Source organism: Vibrio porteresiae DSM 19223, assembly GCF_024347055.1.
Taxonomy (GTDB): domain Bacteria; phylum Pseudomonadota; class Gammaproteobacteria; order Enterobacterales; family Vibrionaceae; genus Vibrio; species Vibrio porteresiae.
This window is the reverse complement of sequence record NZ_AP024896.1, coordinates 1,554,375-1,573,075: the sequence shown is the minus strand read 5'-3', so window position 1 is coordinate 1,573,075 and position 18,701 is coordinate 1,554,375. Positions and strand designations below refer to the sequence as shown.

General features: G+C 46.9%; 13 protein-coding genes. 6 read left to right on the top strand and 7 right to left on the bottom strand.

Annotation, left to right across the window (positions count from 1 at the left end; translation table 11 throughout):
- Positions 1-55: 55 nt before the first annotated feature.
- The 6 genes from OCV11_RS23720 to cobA form a co-directional block, all read right to left on the bottom strand.
- Complete coding sequence (locus OCV11_RS23720; RefSeq protein ID WP_261896915.1) at positions 56-1,837, bottom strand: type IV pili methyl-accepting chemotaxis transducer N-terminal domain-containing protein; 1,782 nt, start codon at positions 1,835-1,837, stop codon at positions 56-58.
- A gap of 93 nt (positions 1,838-1,930) precedes the next feature.
- Positions 1,931-3,691 (bottom strand): protein kinase domain-containing protein, encoded by a 1,761-nt coding sequence (locus OCV11_RS23715; RefSeq protein ID WP_373332836.1) that lies wholly within the window; start codon positions 3,689-3,691, stop codon positions 1,931-1,933.
- A 49-nt stretch (positions 3,692-3,740) separates the two neighbouring features.
- Complete coding sequence (locus OCV11_RS23710; RefSeq protein ID WP_196124172.1) at positions 3,741-5,207, bottom strand: NarK family nitrate/nitrite MFS transporter; 1,467 nt, start codon at positions 5,205-5,207, stop codon at positions 3,741-3,743.
- Between the two features lie 89 nt (positions 5,208-5,296).
- Entirely contained in the window at positions 5,297-5,623 is a 327-nt protein-coding gene (nirD, locus tag OCV11_RS23705; RefSeq protein ID WP_261896913.1) for a nitrite reductase small subunit NirD, read from the bottom strand.
- 23 nt (positions 5,624-5,646) lie between these two features.
- Complete coding sequence (nirB, locus tag OCV11_RS23700; protein WP_261896912.1) at positions 5,647-8,187, bottom strand: nitrite reductase large subunit NirB; 2,541 nt, start codon at positions 8,185-8,187, stop codon at positions 5,647-5,649.
- 39 nt (positions 8,188-8,226) lie between these two features.
- Positions 8,227-9,045, bottom strand: coding sequence for a uroporphyrinogen-III C-methyltransferase (gene cobA / locus OCV11_RS23695; RefSeq protein WP_261896911.1), 819 nt, complete (start codon positions 9,043-9,045; stop codon positions 8,227-8,229).
- A 405-nt stretch (positions 9,046-9,450) separates the two neighbouring features.
- Between cobA and OCV11_RS23690 the strand changes: the two genes are divergently transcribed.
- A complete protein-coding gene (locus OCV11_RS23690; protein ID WP_261896910.1) occupies positions 9,451-11,925 on the top strand; it encodes a molybdopterin oxidoreductase family protein in 2,475 nt (824 codons plus the stop codon).
- A gap of 222 nt (positions 11,926-12,147) precedes the next feature.
- The gene (locus OCV11_RS23685; RefSeq protein WP_261896909.1) at positions 12,148-13,737 is read left to right on the top strand and encodes an ABC-F family ATPase; all 1,590 of its coding nucleotides are present in this window, start codon (positions 12,148-12,150) and stop codon (positions 13,735-13,737) included.
- 106 nt (positions 13,738-13,843) lie between these two features.
- Here the strand turns inward: OCV11_RS23685 and OCV11_RS23680 are convergent, their stop codons facing one another.
- Positions 13,844-14,785 (bottom strand): AraC family transcriptional regulator, encoded by a 942-nt coding sequence (locus tag OCV11_RS23680; protein ID WP_261896908.1) that lies wholly within the window; start codon positions 14,783-14,785, stop codon positions 13,844-13,846.
- 482 nt (positions 14,786-15,267) lie between these two features.
- On the opposite strand from OCV11_RS23680, the gene OCV11_RS23675 reads away from it, so the two are divergent.
- The 4 genes from OCV11_RS23675 (at position 15,268) to OCV11_RS23660 (ending at position 18,643) form a co-directional block, all read left to right on the top strand.
- Positions 15,268-15,909: a carboxymuconolactone decarboxylase family protein gene (locus tag OCV11_RS23675; protein ID WP_261896907.1), complete on the top strand. Its 642-nt coding sequence runs from the start codon at positions 15,268-15,270 to the stop codon at positions 15,907-15,909.
- A gap of 166 nt (positions 15,910-16,075) precedes the next feature.
- A complete protein-coding gene (locus tag OCV11_RS23670; RefSeq protein ID WP_261896906.1) occupies positions 16,076-16,942 on the top strand; it encodes a DUF3737 family protein in 867 nt (288 codons plus the stop codon).
- A 5-nt stretch (positions 16,943-16,947) separates the two neighbouring features.
- Positions 16,948-18,135: a MalY/PatB family protein gene (locus OCV11_RS23665; protein ID WP_261896905.1), complete on the top strand. Its 1,188-nt coding sequence runs from the start codon at positions 16,948-16,950 to the stop codon at positions 18,133-18,135.
- A complete protein-coding gene (locus OCV11_RS23660) occupies positions 18,122-18,643 on the top strand; it encodes a cyclophilin-like fold protein (protein WP_261896904.1) in 522 nt (173 codons plus the stop codon). The genes OCV11_RS23665 and OCV11_RS23660 overlap by 14 nt, the downstream gene beginning before the upstream one ends.
- The last annotated feature ends 58 nt before the right edge of the window (positions 18,644-18,701 follow it).

Sequence of the window (18,701 nt, the reverse complement as noted above, 5' to 3'; positions counted from 1 at the left end):
TGCGGCTTGAGTGAAAGGTGTTAGTAAACGTCAAACGATGATGTTGTGGCATAGTCTACCCAAGTTCCTTGCTATTGTTGAGGTAATTCGGGGTAAACACCAAACTCACTTCGGTTCCGCCATCGGGTAAGGTGTTGATTGCCAATGTTCCTTTCAGTGAATGACAACGCTCTTGCATAATTTCAGTGCCGTAATGGTTGAGCACCCGCTCGGTTTGAGTAAAGCCTATTCCATCGTCTTGTACCAACAGAATGATGTTTTTCTCCTTGTTTTCCGTTAGAGAAATGGTGATGAGTGAGCCTTGCGAATGTTTGACGGCGTTCTGCACCGCTTCTTTGGTGATTTGCAATAGGTGAATTTCCTCATTGGGTTCGAAGGGCACATGGCGACAGTCGTAATGCAGTTGGATTTGCATGGCGCTGTGTTTCGCTAAGGTCTGCACGGTATCACTCAGAGCCGCTTGCAAACCGCCACTGTCAATCTGTAAGCGAAAGGTAGTGAGGAGCTCTCGCAGTTGACGATAAGCCGATACGACACCTTCTTTGAGTTCATAAACTGGGGTGGTGACTCGCTCGCTCACTGGCTCTTTCTCAATGCCTTTTTCAATACACGCGACCTGAAATTTAAGGTACGAGAGAGATTGAGCCAAAGAATCATGCAGCTCGCGCGCAATAATATTTCGTTCACTCAGTAGCGCGATGCGTCTCTCTTGGTTGAGTTGGTTCGAAAAACTCCGTGCAATGCCCAATTGATCCACCAAGGATTCCACCAAATCGCGCTGCCAATTTGCCATTGGTGATTGGGTAAAAACACGGATGTCGCCATAGTGGTTGTCATTGCGTTCTATTGGAAAGTGAACGGGTTGGCTCGATGCGCTATTTTCCAGCTCTGAACCAATAAGCACTTGGTGATAAGGAAGTTCAGGCTGCGAGGTAAAGAGTGTCAGCTGTAGGCTATTGAGTTGGCTAACGGCGCTTAATTGCTGCAAAATCGACTCAAAATCGAGTTGACCATAATGAGATTGGTTGACCTGTTGAGCTACATTGTACAAGAACGTGAGCATCTGATTGCTCTGGCTGAGCGCTTGGGTCTTTTCGTCAATCCGTTGTTCAAGATCTTGATGAATCGACTGCATGCTTTGATTGGCTTTGTTGATGGTTTTGGCCAAAAGACCAAGCTCATCATCGCGATGCACCAAACAGCGTTGGCTCCAATCACCTTGTGACGAACTTTCCGCCACGTCGGTTAGCTCGCGTAGCGGTCGCGCGATGTATTTGTGAATCGAGTAAATCGAGAGAAGAATCAGGCCCAATGTGATGGCAAGCGTAATGGTCTGAATGATTTTTAGCTCTTGCAGGCGCTCTTCCAATACTTTTTGATAGCCATAGACTAGACGGTCAATGGATTGCACAAAGCTTTCGAGTTTGGGCAAAAACGGCCCTAATTGAAATTGAGCGTTGGCATTCGCCAGTGTTGGCTTAATCTCTTGGTTCCATGTGTGTGCGACTTGATCGTATTCGTCTTTAATCGCCACCTGATGAAAGCGAATAAAATCCTTTTTTAACACAGGGTCGTTAAACAGGGTTTCGAACTGTTGAATCAGTTGCTGTACTTTGTGGCGATTCTCTGGGGAATCTTCGCTTTGCAATAGCGTTACCTGAGTGGTGATACGGTAACTCATCATGCGCAGAGATCCAGAAAGGTTGATGGTTTTGCCATCGTACTCACTGATTTGCGACATATACATCGATGAGAAAATACTGACGAACGCCATCAAGATCAAACTGACCATGATCGCGGTGATCTTCATGACAATTGAGCGGCTAAGTTTGGGCAATCTAACGTCCTTTTCCTTTTAATAAATCCATTTTCTCGCCGCTTTTTCACTCCTTCCCCTTGGCCGTCCTGATCTTTACGCACTGCGGGTAACCTAGTGATTGAGCAAAAGCAGCGCCTCTACGATAGCGACAAACAGTGCTGCAAGGGAAATCATTTTCCAAAATAGCACAGGATTGCGAGTCATTAGTGGTCGATTGCTTGGACTATTGATGAGTGCGGTATTGGGTGTACTCAAATCGGTAACAAAATCGCCTAATGCTTGATAGCGCTGCTGAGGTGACTCTTCAGTTGCTTTACGAAAGGCCAAATCGACCCAAAGCGGAATGTCGGCGCGATAAGTTTGTAGCGACTGATAATGCCATTTGGTATGACGGGCACTTTGAATCGCTTGCGAGGTATTTTCTTTAAAGGGCAAGGAGCCGCTCAGCATCTCATAACCAATTACGGCAATGGAGAACAAATCCGATAAGGTGGTAGCTCGCCCTGTATTGATGTATTCCGGCGCAATGTAGTTAACCGTGCCAAGTGGGAACGGATCATCTTGATGTGTTTGTGCCTCCTTGAGTCCCAGTACGTCGACAGTACCAAAATCGATCAATTTTACTGTCCCTTCTGGTGTAATCATGATGTTCTCGGGTTTGAGATCGCAATGAACCATATCAGCGCGCTGCAACACTCGTACTGCTCTCACCAATTCGGTGAGCAGTGTCCGAACCTCATTGAGAGAAGGATTGGGATGATCAAACATCCATTGGCGTAATGTTGCTCCGGGAATCCACTCACTGATTTGATAGAGAAACGGCGTTTCTGCTGGGGGCGCGTACATTTTCATTATGCGTGGGTTATTGAGTTGTGAGGCAATCCAATATTCGTTAGCGAATCGGCGTAACGTCGGCAGATCGTCGCTGGCATTGACTGATGGCGCTTTAAGTACTCGCTGCTCTCTTATGTATGTATCTTCCACCAGATAGACGTGACTACGCGAGCCATCGTGCAAGGTGCGCAGCACTTTAAAGTGGTCGAGGCTCATTCCGGCTTTGAGTACCGGAGGAATGCGGCGGCTGATAAGTTGCTGTTCCAGTTCTGGTAAGCTCTTTTCTGGCAACGCCATGATATCGAAAATGACACAAGTGCAGTTATCTTGACTGCCATTGTCGATGGCGAGTTGGCAAAGCTTAGCACTCAGCGCTTCGGCACTGTCTTGCTGCGCTAACACTGCGCTTATTTGCTCAGGGGAGAGTGTTTGGTGAACACCATCGGTGGTAAGCAAAAAACGATCATGTCGGTTCACTTCCAGCGTTTGATAGTCCACATCGGCGTTCTCATCCATGCCGAGAGCTCGAGTGAGATGGCCCGTTCCTTTGGCGGTCGTGCGTTGATGGTCGCGGGTCAATTGGGTGAGTTTGTGGCGGCGATAGCGATAGATACGGCTATCGCCAATATGAATCAAATGAGCGGTATTGGATTTTAGAATGATCGAGCTAAACGTGGTGACCATACCGTTATGGCGCAGCGCATCTTGGCCTTGAGTATAAAGCCATTGATTGAGTTGACTTAAAAGCGAAGTGACAGAATGAGAGACGCTCCAACTGTGAGGCGTGGCGTAGTAGTCTTGGACAAATTGCGTGGTGACCGTGTGACTGGCTTGCTGACCTTGGTCGCTGCAACTGACGCCATCGGCAATGCAGACTACGGTGCCTTTGAACGTCAGCTCATCTTGCCTTTGCGGGTGTTTAACAATAAAGGCATCCTGATTTTCAGCGCGAACACCGGTGAGCGATGTACCGCCGAAGGTGACCTGTTGGAGTGATTTATCCATCCTCAAACTGCTCCTTGTGGTGTGAACCATCAATAACGAAAGCTCCTCAGCCATCGACTGAGGAGCTAAGGGAACATCAACCTTAAGAGACTTTGATCAGCGTAACTGAACCGTCTTCGTTCACTTCAGTTATTTCACCTTTAGGCTCTTCCATAAAGAACAGCGTAGCAAAACCAACCACAGCGGTTGCTGCAATCACGTAGAAGAAGGTTTGGTAGCTCACAAAAGAGAGAATCGTCAGATAAACCACTGAACCTACGTTACCGTAAGCGCCTGTCATCCCAGCAATTTGTCCTGTCATGCGACGTTTAATCAGTGGAACGGTAGCAAAAACCGCACCTTCACCGGCTTGAACGAAGAACGAACACGCCATCGCAGCCGCAACCGCCAGCCATAGTGGCCATGAGCCGTTTACTTGTCCCATCAAGAAGTAACCCACAGCCAAACCCGCAGTCAAAATCAGTAGCGTCATCTTACGGCCGTATTTGTCAGACAAGATACCGCCACCAGGACGAGACATCAGGTTCATAAAGGCGTATGAAGAGGCTACCATCCCTGCCATCACGGGCGTTAGTTGGAATGTGTCGGAGAAAAACAGTGGTAGCATTGATACCACAGCAAGCTCAGAACCAAAGGTCGCAAAATAGAGTACGTTTAGCACTGCGACTTGTTTGAATTTGTATTGGTGTGCAGGTTCAACCGGAGTGGTGAAGATGGTTTTGTTCACTTTCCAAACTTGCAGCGCATCGAAAAGATAAAGTGCAGTCAGGCCAACGTAAATACCGATAACCACCCCTTCACTGAGCATATTGATACCGCTTGGAGAGAGTTTCCATGCCAGTAAACCAAGTACGGCGTACATCGGGATTTTCATCAGCAGGAGGAAAACAAAATCGCCTTTAGAGGTCACTTCCATGGCTGACAGATGTTTAGGACGAAAATAGGTGGCGCCTTTTGGCGTATCGGTGACGTTACGATAGAAAATAACAGAGAACACCAAACTCATTAAGCCCGTTAATGCAGTCGCATAGCGCCAGCCGTCATCACCGCCGAACGCTAAAGCCAAAGCAGGTAAAGTAAACGCGGCGGCGGCAGAGCCAAAATTACCCCAACCGCCATAAATGCCTTCTGCTGTGCCCAGTTGGTTGTGCGGGAACCATTCAGAGACTAAACGAATGCCCACCACGAAACCGGCACCGATAAAGCCAAGTAAGAAGCGAGCAATCGCTGCTTGAATAAAGCTGTCGGCAAAAGCAAAAGCAAAACAAGGAATGGAGCAGATGGCGAGGAGCGCTGAGTAAACTGCGCGTGGACCAAAGCGGTCGGTAAACATACCAATCAGTACCCGAGCTGGAATGGTCAGTGCCACGTTGAGGATCAGCAAGGTTTTGATCTCTTCCGTTGATAGCCCAAGGGAGGTTTTGACCATTTGCAGCATCGGCGCAAAGTTAAACCAGATAACAAAGGTGATGAAAAAGGCGATCCAACTGAGGTGGAGGATCTTCATCTTGCCGCTAAATGAGAACAGCGAAAATTTAGTATTGTCCATAATCTAATTCCTAACTGTAGAGTGTGTTGGTCCGCACAGTGCTGCAACCAGCACTGTGTGTACGAAATAGTGATAAACGATGTAAGTAACTAGATTCTTATTTGAATCTCATCATTGGCTTGCTGAACTTCATAAGTGGCGATGCTCAGTTCCGGCTTTTCTAAACAAGCACCAGTTGCTAAATTCCAGTGTTGTTTATAAAGGGGGGACGCCACATACAGTTCATTGTCGATGGAGCCGATGATCCCGCGCGACAGCACATTGGCTTTGCCAATCGGGTCATAGTTGCCAATCGCATAAAAGTGGTTGGTGCGTTGACTAAAGAAGATAGCGACCTGTTTATCGCCCACCTTGGCACAAACGCCACTGTTTGGTGCGATATCGCTGATTTTACAAATGGTTTGCCATTGACTCATCTTGTGTTTCCTTCTTTAACCAATTATTGAACTTGGGTGATTTCGATAGCGAGATCATCGCGGTGCGCTTTAGGGGCAATTTGTCCGCGAATATCGACAAACTGGATGTTATCATCACGGTCATCACTGTTGATGAAGTGGCTAAAGCGTTGCAATTTTTCGGGTGTTTCTAGTGTGGTTTTCCACTCGCATTGGTATTTGGCGATGTTGTCTGCCATGGCTTGATCGAGTTCGGTGCAAATGCCGAGTTTGTCTTCAATCACTACCTCTTTGACGTAATCTAAGCCGCCTTCAAGGTTCTCTAACCACACTGACGTGCGTTGCAGGCGGTCGGCAGTGCGGATGTAGAACATCAGCACGCGGTCGATATATTTCACTAAAGTAGCTTGGTCGAGGTCGGTCGCGAATAGGTCTGCATGACGAGGGCGCATACCGCCGTTACCACAGATATAGAGGTTGAAACCTTTATCAGTGGCAATCACGCCGATGTCTTTCGATTGCGCTTCAGCACATTCACGGGTGCAGCCTGAGACGGCAAACTTGAGTTTGTGTGGTGAGCGCAGCCCTTTGTAGCGATTTTCTAAGTCAATCGCGAGACCCATGCTGTCTTGCACGCCGTAGCGACACCAAGTTTGTCCCACACAGGATTTGACGGTACGCAGAGATTTGCCGTAAGCATGACCCGTTTCAAAGCCCGCATCCACCAAACGTCGCCAAATAAGCGGTAAATCGTTAAGTTGTGCGCCGAACAGGTCGATACGTTGTCCGCCGGTGATTTTGGTGTACAAACCAAAATCTTTAGCGACTTCGCCCAGTACAATCAATTTTTCTGCGGTGATTTCGCCGCCCGGAATCCGTGGGACGACCGAGTAAGTGCCATCTTTTTGCATGTTGCCCAAGAACAGATCGTTGGTGTCTTGCAGCTCAATGTGCTCTTGGCGCAGGATGTAATCGTTCCAGTAAGAGGCAAGGATAGAACCCACTGCCGGTTTGCAAATTTCACACCCTAAGCCCGAACCGTATTGAGCAAGCAGTTCGTCGAAGGTTTTGATTTGATGGACGCGAATCAAATCGCTCAGTTCTTGGCGTGAATAGGCGAAGTGCTCACACACATGGTTGTTGACTTCGACGCCCAATTTTGCCAGTTCGCGGTCTAACACTTGTTTAGCCAGAGCGCTACAACCACCACAACCTGTCGAGGCATTAGTGGTCTCTTTCAGTTCAGCCATGGTGGTGCAGCCGGCTTTAACGGCTTCGACAATGGTGCCTTTGGTGACATCAAAACATGAACAGATCACCGCGCTATCAGGCAGGGCATCGACGCCCATGGCAGACGATTCATCTTCTGCCACGTTAGGTAAAATTAGCACTGATGGGGTTTCTGGCAACGTCATGTTGTTTTGACGCAGTTGCAGTAAGTTGGAGTAGCATTGCGCATCACCGACTAATACTGCGCCGACAATGGATTTCTTATCGTGAGAGAGAATCAGACGTTTGTAGACTTGCTCAATGTCGTCTTTATAGGTGTACGACAGCGCGCCTGCGGTTTTGTCGTGCACTTCACCGATGCTCGCCACATCGACACCGAGTAATTTGAGTTTGGTGCTCATATCTGCGCCAGTAAATTCAGCAGCTTGCTCAGGCGTTAAGATATGTTGCGCGGCGACTTTTGCCATTTGATAGCCCGGAGCGACCAAGCCAAAAATTTGGTTATTCCACAGGGCACATTCGCCAATGGCATAAATATCGTCATAGTTGGTTTGGCAGTGATTGTTGATCACAATCCCACCACGTTCACCGATGGTAATGGTGGAGTTGCGTGCCAGTTCGTCACGAGGACGAATCCCAGCGGAGAAGACAATCATGTCGGTTTCGAGATGCGAACCATCGGCAAAGTTCATGCGATAACGTGCCGACTCGCCAGCAACGATTTCCGTGGTTGCCTTTTCGGTGTGCACATTGACGCCCATGGCTTCAATTTTACGGCGCAATAATTCGCCGCCGTCTTGGTCGAGCTGCACTGCCATGAGGCGTGGTGCAAATTCCACCACATGTGTCGTCAGACCTAAATTCTTAATCGCATTCGCCGCTTCTAAACCCAGCAGACCACCCCCCACGACCACACCGCTGGTGCTGGATTGGCTAGAGGCTTCAATGGCATCTAAATCTTCCAGAGTGCGATACACATGGCAATGTTCGCCATCGTTACCTGCAATCGGAGGGACAAATGGGAATGAGCCGGTCGCTAAAATCAGTTTGTCGTAGGCTAGGGTTTCACCATTGGTTAACGTCACGGTGCGCTGTTCGGGATTGACCGCGGCAACTTTGGCGTTCAAGCGATATTGAATGCCGTGAGTTTGGTAATACTCTTCGGTGGTGAGGGCTAAATCGGCGGCCGTGCTGCCAGTAAGATAAGAGGTTAAATGCACACGGTCATAGGCTAGACGGGCTTCTTCACAAAAGGTGATTATCTCATACTCATTGCTGCCAGATTGAATCACATTGTCGATAAACTTATGACCGACCATTCCATTGCCTGCCACAATAATGCGTTTTTTGCTCATGATGATGTCCTTATTTTGTTTTTAGAGTCAGTGCTGTCATTACGCGGTGAGGCGAATGGTTGTGGTGTCTGACTTTGCTTCCCGTTCTGTTAATTGTTCTAGCCACTCCATTTGTGACGCCACTTTGACCACTTGACCGATGACGATCAAGGCAGGCGAACAGACTTGGTGGTGTGTTGCTAAATGGTGTAATTCGGTCAATTCGCCTGTGAAGGTGCGCTGGCGAGTGGTGCAGCCATTCTCAATAATCGCAACAGGGGTGCTTTGATCCATGCCATGTTTGATTAAGGTCTCTTGAATCCATTGCGCTTTCGATAAGCCCATGTAAATGACTAAGGTTTGGTTCAGTGACGCCAGTGCGCCCCAATTAACATCAAGGGATTTATCGGCATGAGCAGTGATAAAAGTGCACCCTTGTGCGAGCCCTCGATGAGTTAAAGGAATATTGGCGTAAGTGCTGCAACCTGAAGCGGCGGTGATACCCGGTACCACTTCAACTCGGATCCCTCTTTGAGCCAGAAACAGCATCTCTTCACCACCGCGACCAAAGACAAACGCATCACCGCCTTTGACTCGGCACACTTGCAACCCTTGCATGGCGTAGCTGGCAATCAGTTCATTGATCTCTTCTTGCTTCATGCTGTGGTGGCCTTTGGCTTTACCCACATAGACATGCTGAGCAGAATGCGGAAAGGTCGCTTGAATTTCACGACTCACCAAATTGTCGTAAATGATGACGTCCGCAGCATCAATGGCCTTGACCGCTTTCATGGTGAGCAAGTCTGGATCGCCAGGACCTGCGCCGACCAAAGCCACATTACCGAATGTGATCGTTGAGCTTGTGATTGTCTTCATCATTCCAGTGCCTCGTCATGGTGATTAAGTTTGGGCGTCGATTGTTCCGACAGCGCTTTTCCCCTCTAGAGCAAGTTGAATGCCAAATAGGTGATGTAATGAGAGAATACTTTTTTAAAATAATATTTTTCAATAAGTTAGATAACGTCATCTCCAAAGAATCACCATATACGGGTCATAAGCGAGAATGGGCAAGATTGAGAAAAATGGTCCATGGATGTGCGACGATTTCTTTTCATGGTGAAAAATACATAAAAGTGGGTAGTAGTCTTGGGTAGTCACCTCTACCTAATAGTGGGTAGATAAATTATTTTATTTAATAAATTCAAATACTTGATTGGTTTACGTGAGGGTATTGGTCTATAAATTGCTTTTCTATGCTGAAAGTAGAAATAGTAAGGGAAATGTATGGTGACGCATGATGGATGGACCAAGTCAACGTGTGCTTACTGCGGAGTCGGTTGTGGTATTGAAGCCCGTGTTTTAGGCAGTGGAAAGCTAGAAGTGCGTGGAGATAAAAGTCATCCTGCCAACTTCGGCAAGCTGTGCACCAAAGGCATCGCCTTGGGCGATACGGTCATTGAAGATGGTCGCTTACTTTATCCTCAGCAACGCATTGCGGGGAAATGGCAAAGAGTGGCTTGGGATGAAGCCCTGACTACCGTTGCTGACAAATTTACGCAAACCATTGCAGAATATGGCCCTGATTCCGTTGCTTTTTATGTTTCAGGTCAGCTCCTTACCGAAGACTACTATGTCGCTAATAAATTGATGAAAGGCTTTATTGGCAGCAGCAATATCGACAGCAATTCGCGTTTGTGTATGGCATCGTCAGTCGTAGGACACAAACGTGCCTTTGGTATGGACAGTGTGCCGGTGGTCTATGAAGATTTGGAACAAGCAGAAGTAGTGATTCTGGTTGGTTCGAACCTCGCATGGTGCCATCCAGTTCTGTATCAACGTTTGCGTGTCGCCAAGGAAAATAACCCTGATCTTAAAGTGCTGGTGGTGGATCCACGGCGTAATGAAAGCTGCGATATCGCCGATCAGCATTTGCCCATTCATTCCGGCTCTGATGTCGCGTTGTTTAATGGTTTATTCGGTTATCTTGCCGACCATCAAGCGCTCGATAGGGAGTTTATTACTAAGCACACCAACCAGTTTGAGGCAGCGTTAGCCGCAGCGCAGCAAGAAACCAATACGGCAGATGTAACGGGATTAACGAGTACCGAGCTAGATCAGTTTTATCGAGTGTTTGCTGAACATAAAAGAGTAGTGACCATTTACTCACAAGGGGTCAACCAATCCACTCAGGGCTCAGATAAAGTCAACAGCATTATCAATTGTCACCTTGCGAGTGGAAAAATCGGTTATGCAGGCTGTGGTCCGTTTTCGGTGACAGGGCAGCCTAATGCGATGGGCGGACGAGAAGTGGGTGCATTAGCCAGCACCCTTGCGGCGCATATGGAGTTTGATCAGCCGCAAGAGATGGCGGCGATTCGCGAATTTTGGCACACCGACTCGCTCGCCAGCAAACCGGGACTCAAAGCAGTGGATATGTTTGATGCGCTGGCGGTAGGCAAAATCAAAGCGATTTGGATTATGGCGACCAATCCGGTAGTGAGTTTACCGAACAGCGACAAAATCCAAGCTGCACTTGAGAATTGCCAATTTGTAGTGGTATCCGACTGCATTGCCGATACCGCCACCACGCGCTGTGCTGATTTACTGTTACCTGCCCAAGGTTGGAGTGAAAAATCCGGCACCGTCACTAACTCTGAGCGCCGTATCTCGAGACAACGAAAATTGCTCGCCAGTCCAGGGCAAGCGAAACCCGATTGGTGGATCGTCAGCCAAGTGGCTCAGCGCATGGGATTTAAAGAGCAGTTCGATTATCACCACGAAGGGGAAGTGTTTCGCGAATATGCAGCGATGACGGGGCTGAATCAGCATGTGAAACCACGGGATTTGAACTTGATTGGTTTGGCTAAACTGACCGATCAAGAGTATCACCACTTGATGCCACAGCAGTGGCCCGTGCTCGAGTATCAATCTGAGTTAGTTAATCAGCGCCTTTTTACCGATAAGCAGTTTTATACCGCTAATGGCAAAGCGAATTTTTTAGCGGTGAGTCATCGAATGCCTCAACGGCAGATCTCAGCGCAATATCCGTTGTTGCTCAATACTGGACGTACAAGGGATCACTGGCACACCATGACACGTACCGGATTATCAACGCGCTTAGCCTCGTTTCACTGCGATCCTTACTTTATGATCCATCCAGATACCGCGCAGCAATATCAGCTCAATGACGGGCACATTGCGACAGTGAGCAATCAGCAAGGTAAAGTGCGGGCTAAGGTGATGTTTAACGATGGGATGAAACGTGGTGAGCTTTTTATGCCAATTCATTGGAATGAATTAACCGCTGCGGATGCCAAACCTTGCAGCTTAGTTGACCCACGAGTTGATGCCTATTCGGGACAACCGGAATTTAAATGTACCCCAGTGGAGATTGCTCCAGAGCCAACGCCCAATTCGGTAGTGGTTGCCACTGAAAATCCGCTTACGCTTGGCCGCAGTGATTATTGGTCGCGACAAAAAATCGCTGGGGGATATCTCTACTATATCCGCAGTGGGCGAGAAGTTGCGCAGATATTATCCGAGTTACCTAAGCAGGAAGGAGACGAGGTCAGTTACCGTTCTGGCTCTTGGCATTTCAAAGCCACGCGGCAAGGTGCAAAAACAGTGCGGTTAGTGGTGGTGAGTACCGTTGCCAACTTTACGTCTGAACACGTTTCCGATGTGGCAGAGCTGTTTGCACAGACGGAAGAGGTCATGTCGACTCAGCAGCGCTTTTATTGGTTAGAACAACGTTGGTAGTTTTTTCGTTATCATAATGATTTATATTGATATTTTTCGACATATTTAAAGGTATGTCGTAGGCTATCAATGATAAAAGTGACAAGATTAAGATGAAATATCCTCGGAAGGGCTGAAGATTAGAAAAAAAACTGCTACTATGTCACAAATTTGAAAGTTGGCTAATGCCAACTTTTTTCGTGTTTATCACGCTGTTTATGTAAAACGAACTTAGGATTTCTTGTGCTCTCAACTGCAAACATCACAATGCAATTTGGCGATAAGCCATTGTTTGAAAACATTTCCGTTAAATTTGGTAATGGTAACCGCTATGGTCTTATCGGTGCGAACGGCTGTGGCAAATCGACCTTTATGAAGATTCTAGGTTCTGAACTTGAACCTTCTGGCGGTATCGTTATGGCGGATCCAAATGAGCGTATGGCGAAGTTGGGTCAGGACCAATTTGCGTTTGAAGCGCATTCGGTTATCGATACCGTTATTATGGGTCACAAAGAGTTGTGGGCAGTAAAAGAAGAGCGCGACCGCATCTATGCATTGCCAGAAATGTCTGATGAAGACGGTATGCGTGTTGGCGATCTAGAGACCGAATTCATGGAGATGGACGGTTACTCAGCTGAAGCTCGTGCGGGCGAATTGCTGTTAGGTCTTGGTATCGAAGAGTCTTACCACTACGGTTTGATGAGCGAAATCGCTCCTGGTCTAAAACTGCGTGTGTTGTTGGCTCAGGTTCTGTTCGCTGAACCTGACATCATGCTACTTGACGAACCAACCAACAACTTGGACATGAGCACCATCGCATGGTTGGAGCAAACGCTATTGGCGCGTAACTGCACCATGATCATCATTTCCCACGACCGCCACTTCCTAAACACGGTATGTACACATATGGCGGACTTGGATTACGGTGAGCTACGTATGTTCACTGGTAATTACGACGAATACATGATTGCAGCAGAGCAAGCTCGTGAACGTCTCCAAGCGGACAACGCGAAGAAGAAAGCACAAATTGCTGAACTAAAAACGTTCGTAAGCCGCTTCTCTGCTAACGCATCAAAAGCAAAACAAGCAACTTCTCGTCAAAAACTGATTGATAAGATTCAGATTGATGAAGTGAAACCGTCAAGCCGTCAATCGCCATTTATCCGTTTTGACCAAGCGAAAGAGCTTTACCGTAACGCACTTGAAGTGACCGAAATGAAACAAGGTTACGACGACAACATCTTGTTCAACAACGTGAACATGATGGTTGAAGTGGGTGAGCGTATTGCGATCATCGGTGAGAACGGTATCGGTAAATCAACCATGCTAAATACGCTAGCGGGTGCGATGGAACCAATGCACGGTGAAATCAAATGGTCTGAGAACAGCAACATCGGTTACTACGCTCAAGACCATGCGCATGAATTTGCGGAAGATTTGAGTCTACTGGACTGGATGGGTCAGTGGAAGAAAGAAGGTGACGATGAGCAAGTGGTGCGCGGCATCCTAGGTCGTATGCTGTTCTCACAAAACGACATTAAGAAATCAGTAAAAGTGATTTCTGGTGGTGAGCAAGGTCGTATGCTGTTTGGTAAGTTGATTATGCAACAACCAAACATCCTATTGATGGACGAACCAACCAACCACATGGATATGGAATCGATCGAAGCATTGAACTTGGCGCTTGAGAACTACAAAGGCACCTTGATGTTTGTTTCTCACGACCGTCAGTTCGTATCGTCTATTGCGACGCGTATCATCGAAATCAGTAAAGAAGGCGTTAACGACTTCCACGGCACTTACGATGAGTACCTAGCGAAAAAAGGCCTATAGTGGCTTAAGCAAGGCTCGATTAACGAAGAAAGGCGGCTTATAAAGTCGCCTTTTTTATTTGTGAAAAATTCCCTTTTCCTATTCCTTTCCTAGCTTCACAAACCGTTTAACTGGCGGGAGCAAGAGCGCCTGATTCTCTCAACTGCTTGATGTCTTTTACCGGTGGCGCGCCAAAAAGACGGCTGTACTCGCGGCTAAATTGCGATGGGCTTTCGTAACCCACTTTAAAGGTTGTGGCGAGCGCATCTAGATTTTCTGTGAGCATCAAACGACGCGCTTCATTTAAACGCAGTTTCTTTTGAAATTGCAGCGGCGTCATTGAGGTGATGGAACGAAAGTGGTTATAAAACGCTGACTTACTCATTCCCGCATAAGAGGCAAGATCACTCACGTTCAGCGGTGAGATGTAGTTACGTTTGATCCACTCAATCGCACGAGAAATATGGTGTGTGTGGCTACCATTGGTCACCAGTTGATGTAAGCGCTTCCCTTGTTCTGTGGTCAGTAATCGAAAGAAAATTTCCCGTTTGATCATCGGCGCGAGAATTGCAATGTTATGCGGCTCTTCAAGTAAATCCACTAAGCGCACGAACGCATCCAATAGGGGCTCAGTTAATGAACCAATGCCAATCCCTTTCTCTAGGGTGCTCGAATTGGCGTAATTCATTTCTGTATCGACCATGAGCTGCGAAATCTCTTGCAGGTCCAATTCTAAGATCAATCCCAAATAAGGTTTCTCTGGTGAGGCTTCGATGATGTTGGCTATCACGGGTAAGTTAACCGATGAAATCAGAAAATGATTGGCGTCATACACATAATGCTCATCGCCCAATACCACCTGCTTTTTACCCTGAGCAATAAGACAAATGCTTGCGTTGTGGGTGTAGCTAGTGGGTAAGGTTGTTGAGTCCCAGCAGGTTAAAGTTAGGCCTGAGATTTTGGTTTCAGTGTGATTTCTACCACCGCTCCATTTGGCTAAACATTCCGCCAGTTTGGTTGAGGTTGCGATTGAAACTTGCTCAGTTCTATCAGAGTTATTTGAGGTCATGATTCCACCGTATATCAGTAGGCTGACGAAGCCTTGATCCTATCATTGTTTAGCAATAAAGGAATATTAGGCAATTTGTAAGTAAGTGTGACTTAAGCAAATTATTAGAATTTGTCATAGATAACACCTCGAAATCATTGAGTTTGTTGCTGGATTGATGAGCTATTTCACTTAAATCAATGAGTTTTTATCACTAATTAATCCTAGCGAACTACGGGATAATGAGCAATCACAGTGAGAGTGAATTGGATTTTTAGGCAATGAATCGAGCCAATCAGGCTACCGTTATCGCTTTTTAAACGGCTAGAGTAATGCCTATTGTGTTGCTCACCCAAAACTGACGCGCTTTGTTGTCGGTTTGGCGAGCATTTTAGGCAGTTACCGTCGTTTAAAAGGAGATTCTAATGAAATCATTCATGTTGGTAAGAAGGACCCTCACTGTCGTATTACTCATGCTCATCGGACTAACGGAGACATATGCCATGTCAGAATCAGCCTTAAATAAAAGACAAATCGCCATCATTCCAATCGCTGCCCAGACAGCCAGCGGCGACATTGATGGACTCAAAGTCAGCTTAAATAAAGGACTGGATGCGGGGTTAACCGTTAATGAAATCAAAGAGATTTTGGTTCAAATGTACGCTTACACTGGTTTTCCGCGCAGCCTTAACGGTCTAGGCGCTTTCATGGGCGTACTACAAGAACGTAAAGAAAAAGGCATTAAAGACGAAATCGGTAAAGAAGCATCTGCTCTACCCGCCGATTACGACAGCTTACAAGACGGTACGGCTAACCAAACACAATTGATTGGTGTGGAAGTCAAAGGCCCACTATTTGACTTCGCTCCAGCGATTGACCAATACCTTAAAGCCCATTTATTTGGCGATATTTTTGCTCGTGATGTACTTAGCTGGCAAGACCGCGAACTTGCGACCATTGCCGCTCTTGCAAACCTGAAAGGAGCAGGCAGTCAGCTAGGCTCACACTACGCCATCAGTATGCACAATGGGTTAACTGAACCTCAAATTCGTGCTTTCATCGAAGTGTTGCGTCAAACCATTGATGAGCAGACTGCAACCGATGCTGCGCAAGTGTTTGACCAAGTTCTCGCAGCTCGTCGCTGATCTTAAAAACGCTGCGTGCAATACGCAGCGCTTTCACTCTGTTCGTTTCAATTTGCGCCCTAGGGCGATCCTGTTTGCTAGCACAGCACATTCATCATAAGCATTGAGAACTTTTCAGTGCTTTAGCTCGTTATGGGCAATAACAACTCAAGAGGACACTTTCCCAATGACCGCTACGACGTTGGAAAAACAATTAATAAAAGAGACCTTTTTTGAAGGTGAGCGCCCATTATTTGCGTGTGAAAACACCACGTTGGAAAAAGTTCGTTTTTATCCAGGGGAGTCTGCGCTCAAGCATTCCAAACACATGATCGCCAAAGAGTGTGAGTTTATGGGTAAGTATCCATTTTGGCATAGCGATGATGTCGTACTTGAGAACAGTGTGTTTACCGTTTATGGCCGTGCGGCGATTTGGTACACCCAAAATATGGTGATGCGTCATTGCAAAGTTGAAGCGCCGAAAATGTTTCGTAAGGTGTCGCATCTTACGGTGGAAAATACCGTCTTCTCTTCTGCTGGCGAAACCCTGTGGTGGTGTGACCACGTGACCTTGAACACGGTGCAACTGAAAGGGGCTGATTACGTCTTTATGCATGGCGAACATATCGACATCAACGATATGAACCTACAAGGTAACTACTCATTCCAAGAAGCCAAAAATGTCGTGATTCGTAACTCTCATCTTGACTCAAAAGATGCCTTTTGGGAGTCGGAAAACGTGACGGTTTACGACAGTGTTATTGAAGGTGAATACCTTGGTTGGCACTCAAAAAATCTTCGGTTGGTGAATTGCACTATTCGCGGTGAACAACCTTTCTGTTATGCAGAGAATCTCATTTTGGAGAACTGCATCATGGGTGAAGATACTGAACTTGGGTTTGAATATTCCACCGTAGAAGCGGATATCCAGTCCCATGTGATGAGCATTAAAAATCCCAAAGGTGGCTATATCCGAGCACTTTCTGTCGGGGAGATCATCATTGATAAGCACTGCATTAATCCCGGTGCCTGCGTGATTGATGTTGTGGAGTAAATGGGATGACCGATTTTGACCAAGTGGCTTATTTTGACCAAGTCATAGAACGCAAGGGTAGCGGAAGTTATAAATGGGATTCTGTTGAGCAGGAGAATGCTTTGCCGATGTGGGTCGCTGATATGGATTTTGCTACTTCTCCCGCGATTGTTGAGGCATTAATGCGACGTGTTCAGCATGGCATTTTCGGTTACGCCAAAGTTCCAGACGTGTACTACCAAGAGTTGTTGAGTTGGTTTGCTCGTCGCTATGATTTTGCGATTGAGCGCGATTGGGTACTGTATACCTCAGGCGTTGTGCCTGCGGTTTCGGCAGCGATCAAAGCGTTGAGCATGTCAGGTAATGGCGTGATTGTGCAAACGCCAGTATACAACTGCTTTTTTAGCTCCATTCGGAATATGGGGTGCCAAGTAATTGAAAATACGTTGATTAACCGTGAAGGTTACTACGAAATCGATTTCGAAGATCTGGAGCAAAAAGCGCAAGATCCAAACAACACCGTATTGTTATTGTGTAACCCACATAACCCAGTGGGTCGGGTTTGGACAAAAGCAGAACTGCTACGTATTGGCGAAATCTGTTTTGCTCATGGCGTGAAAGTGATCAGCGATGAGATTCACTGCGATTTGGTGTTTCCTGGGCATAAGCATCAGCCTTTTGCTGATTTAGGCCCAGAATTTCTCAGCAATACAGTGACCTGTCATGCGCCAAGTAAATCATTCAATATTGCCGGATTGCAAATCGCTAACATCATTGTGCCAAATCCAGAGTTACGCTTACGTATTGATAAGGCACTGAATATTCATGAAGTGTGCGATGTGAACCCGTTTGGTATTGAGGCGTTGATCGCCGCTTATCGAGATAGTGAACGCTGGTTCGATGCGCTGCTTTGCTATCTTTATGGTAACTATCAATTTGTTGCTGAGTTTATTCAGCGGGAAATTCCAACGCTCAAGCTAACCAAACAAGAGGCGACCTATCTAGCGTGGATTGATTGTCGTGAGTTGGGACTGCCCGCCGAAAAATTGGTTGACCTTCTCGCGCAACATGCCCTGCTCATATTAAGCCCTGGAACCTTATTTGGTGACGCTGGCGAGGGGTTCCTGCGGTTGAATATGGCTTGTCCGCGTAGCGTCTTAGCCGAGGGATTACAGAGACTAAAAATGGGAGTCATGGCCTGTGAACAAATTTAGTCGCGATGATCGCCAAGTTTACCGGCTGAGTACGGCAAAAAAATGGTGGCGACGAACGTCGGGTTCCCTATTGTCACTGGCGTTTGCTTTTTCCATATCTGGTGTGTCGCTACCGATTAATGCGATGGACCATCACTTAGATTTAGAGAGTTCTACGATGAAAATTCGTTTTGTTTTTGACGATCAAACTATTCACGCAACGCTCGATGACACGCCTTCTACTCGTGCTTTCGTGCGTCAATTACCTTTGTCATTCGAATTGGAAGATTACGCAAGTACCGAAAAAATCGCCTATCTGCCAGAAAAGCTCACTCGTGAAGGTGCTCCTTCAGGTACATCAGCTCGCGCCGGTGATATCGCCTACTACGCGCCGTGGGGCAATCTGGTGATCTTTTATCGCGATTTTGGTCATGCGAATGGTTTGATTCATTTGGGAAAAATCGATGCGGGCTTGAAACGGTTTACGTCAGGCAAGTCGATGGAAGTGACGATTGAGCTAGATGACTAATTCACTAAGCGGCCTTAAAAACAAAAGGCAGCCGAGTAGTAACGGCTGCCAGTGCATT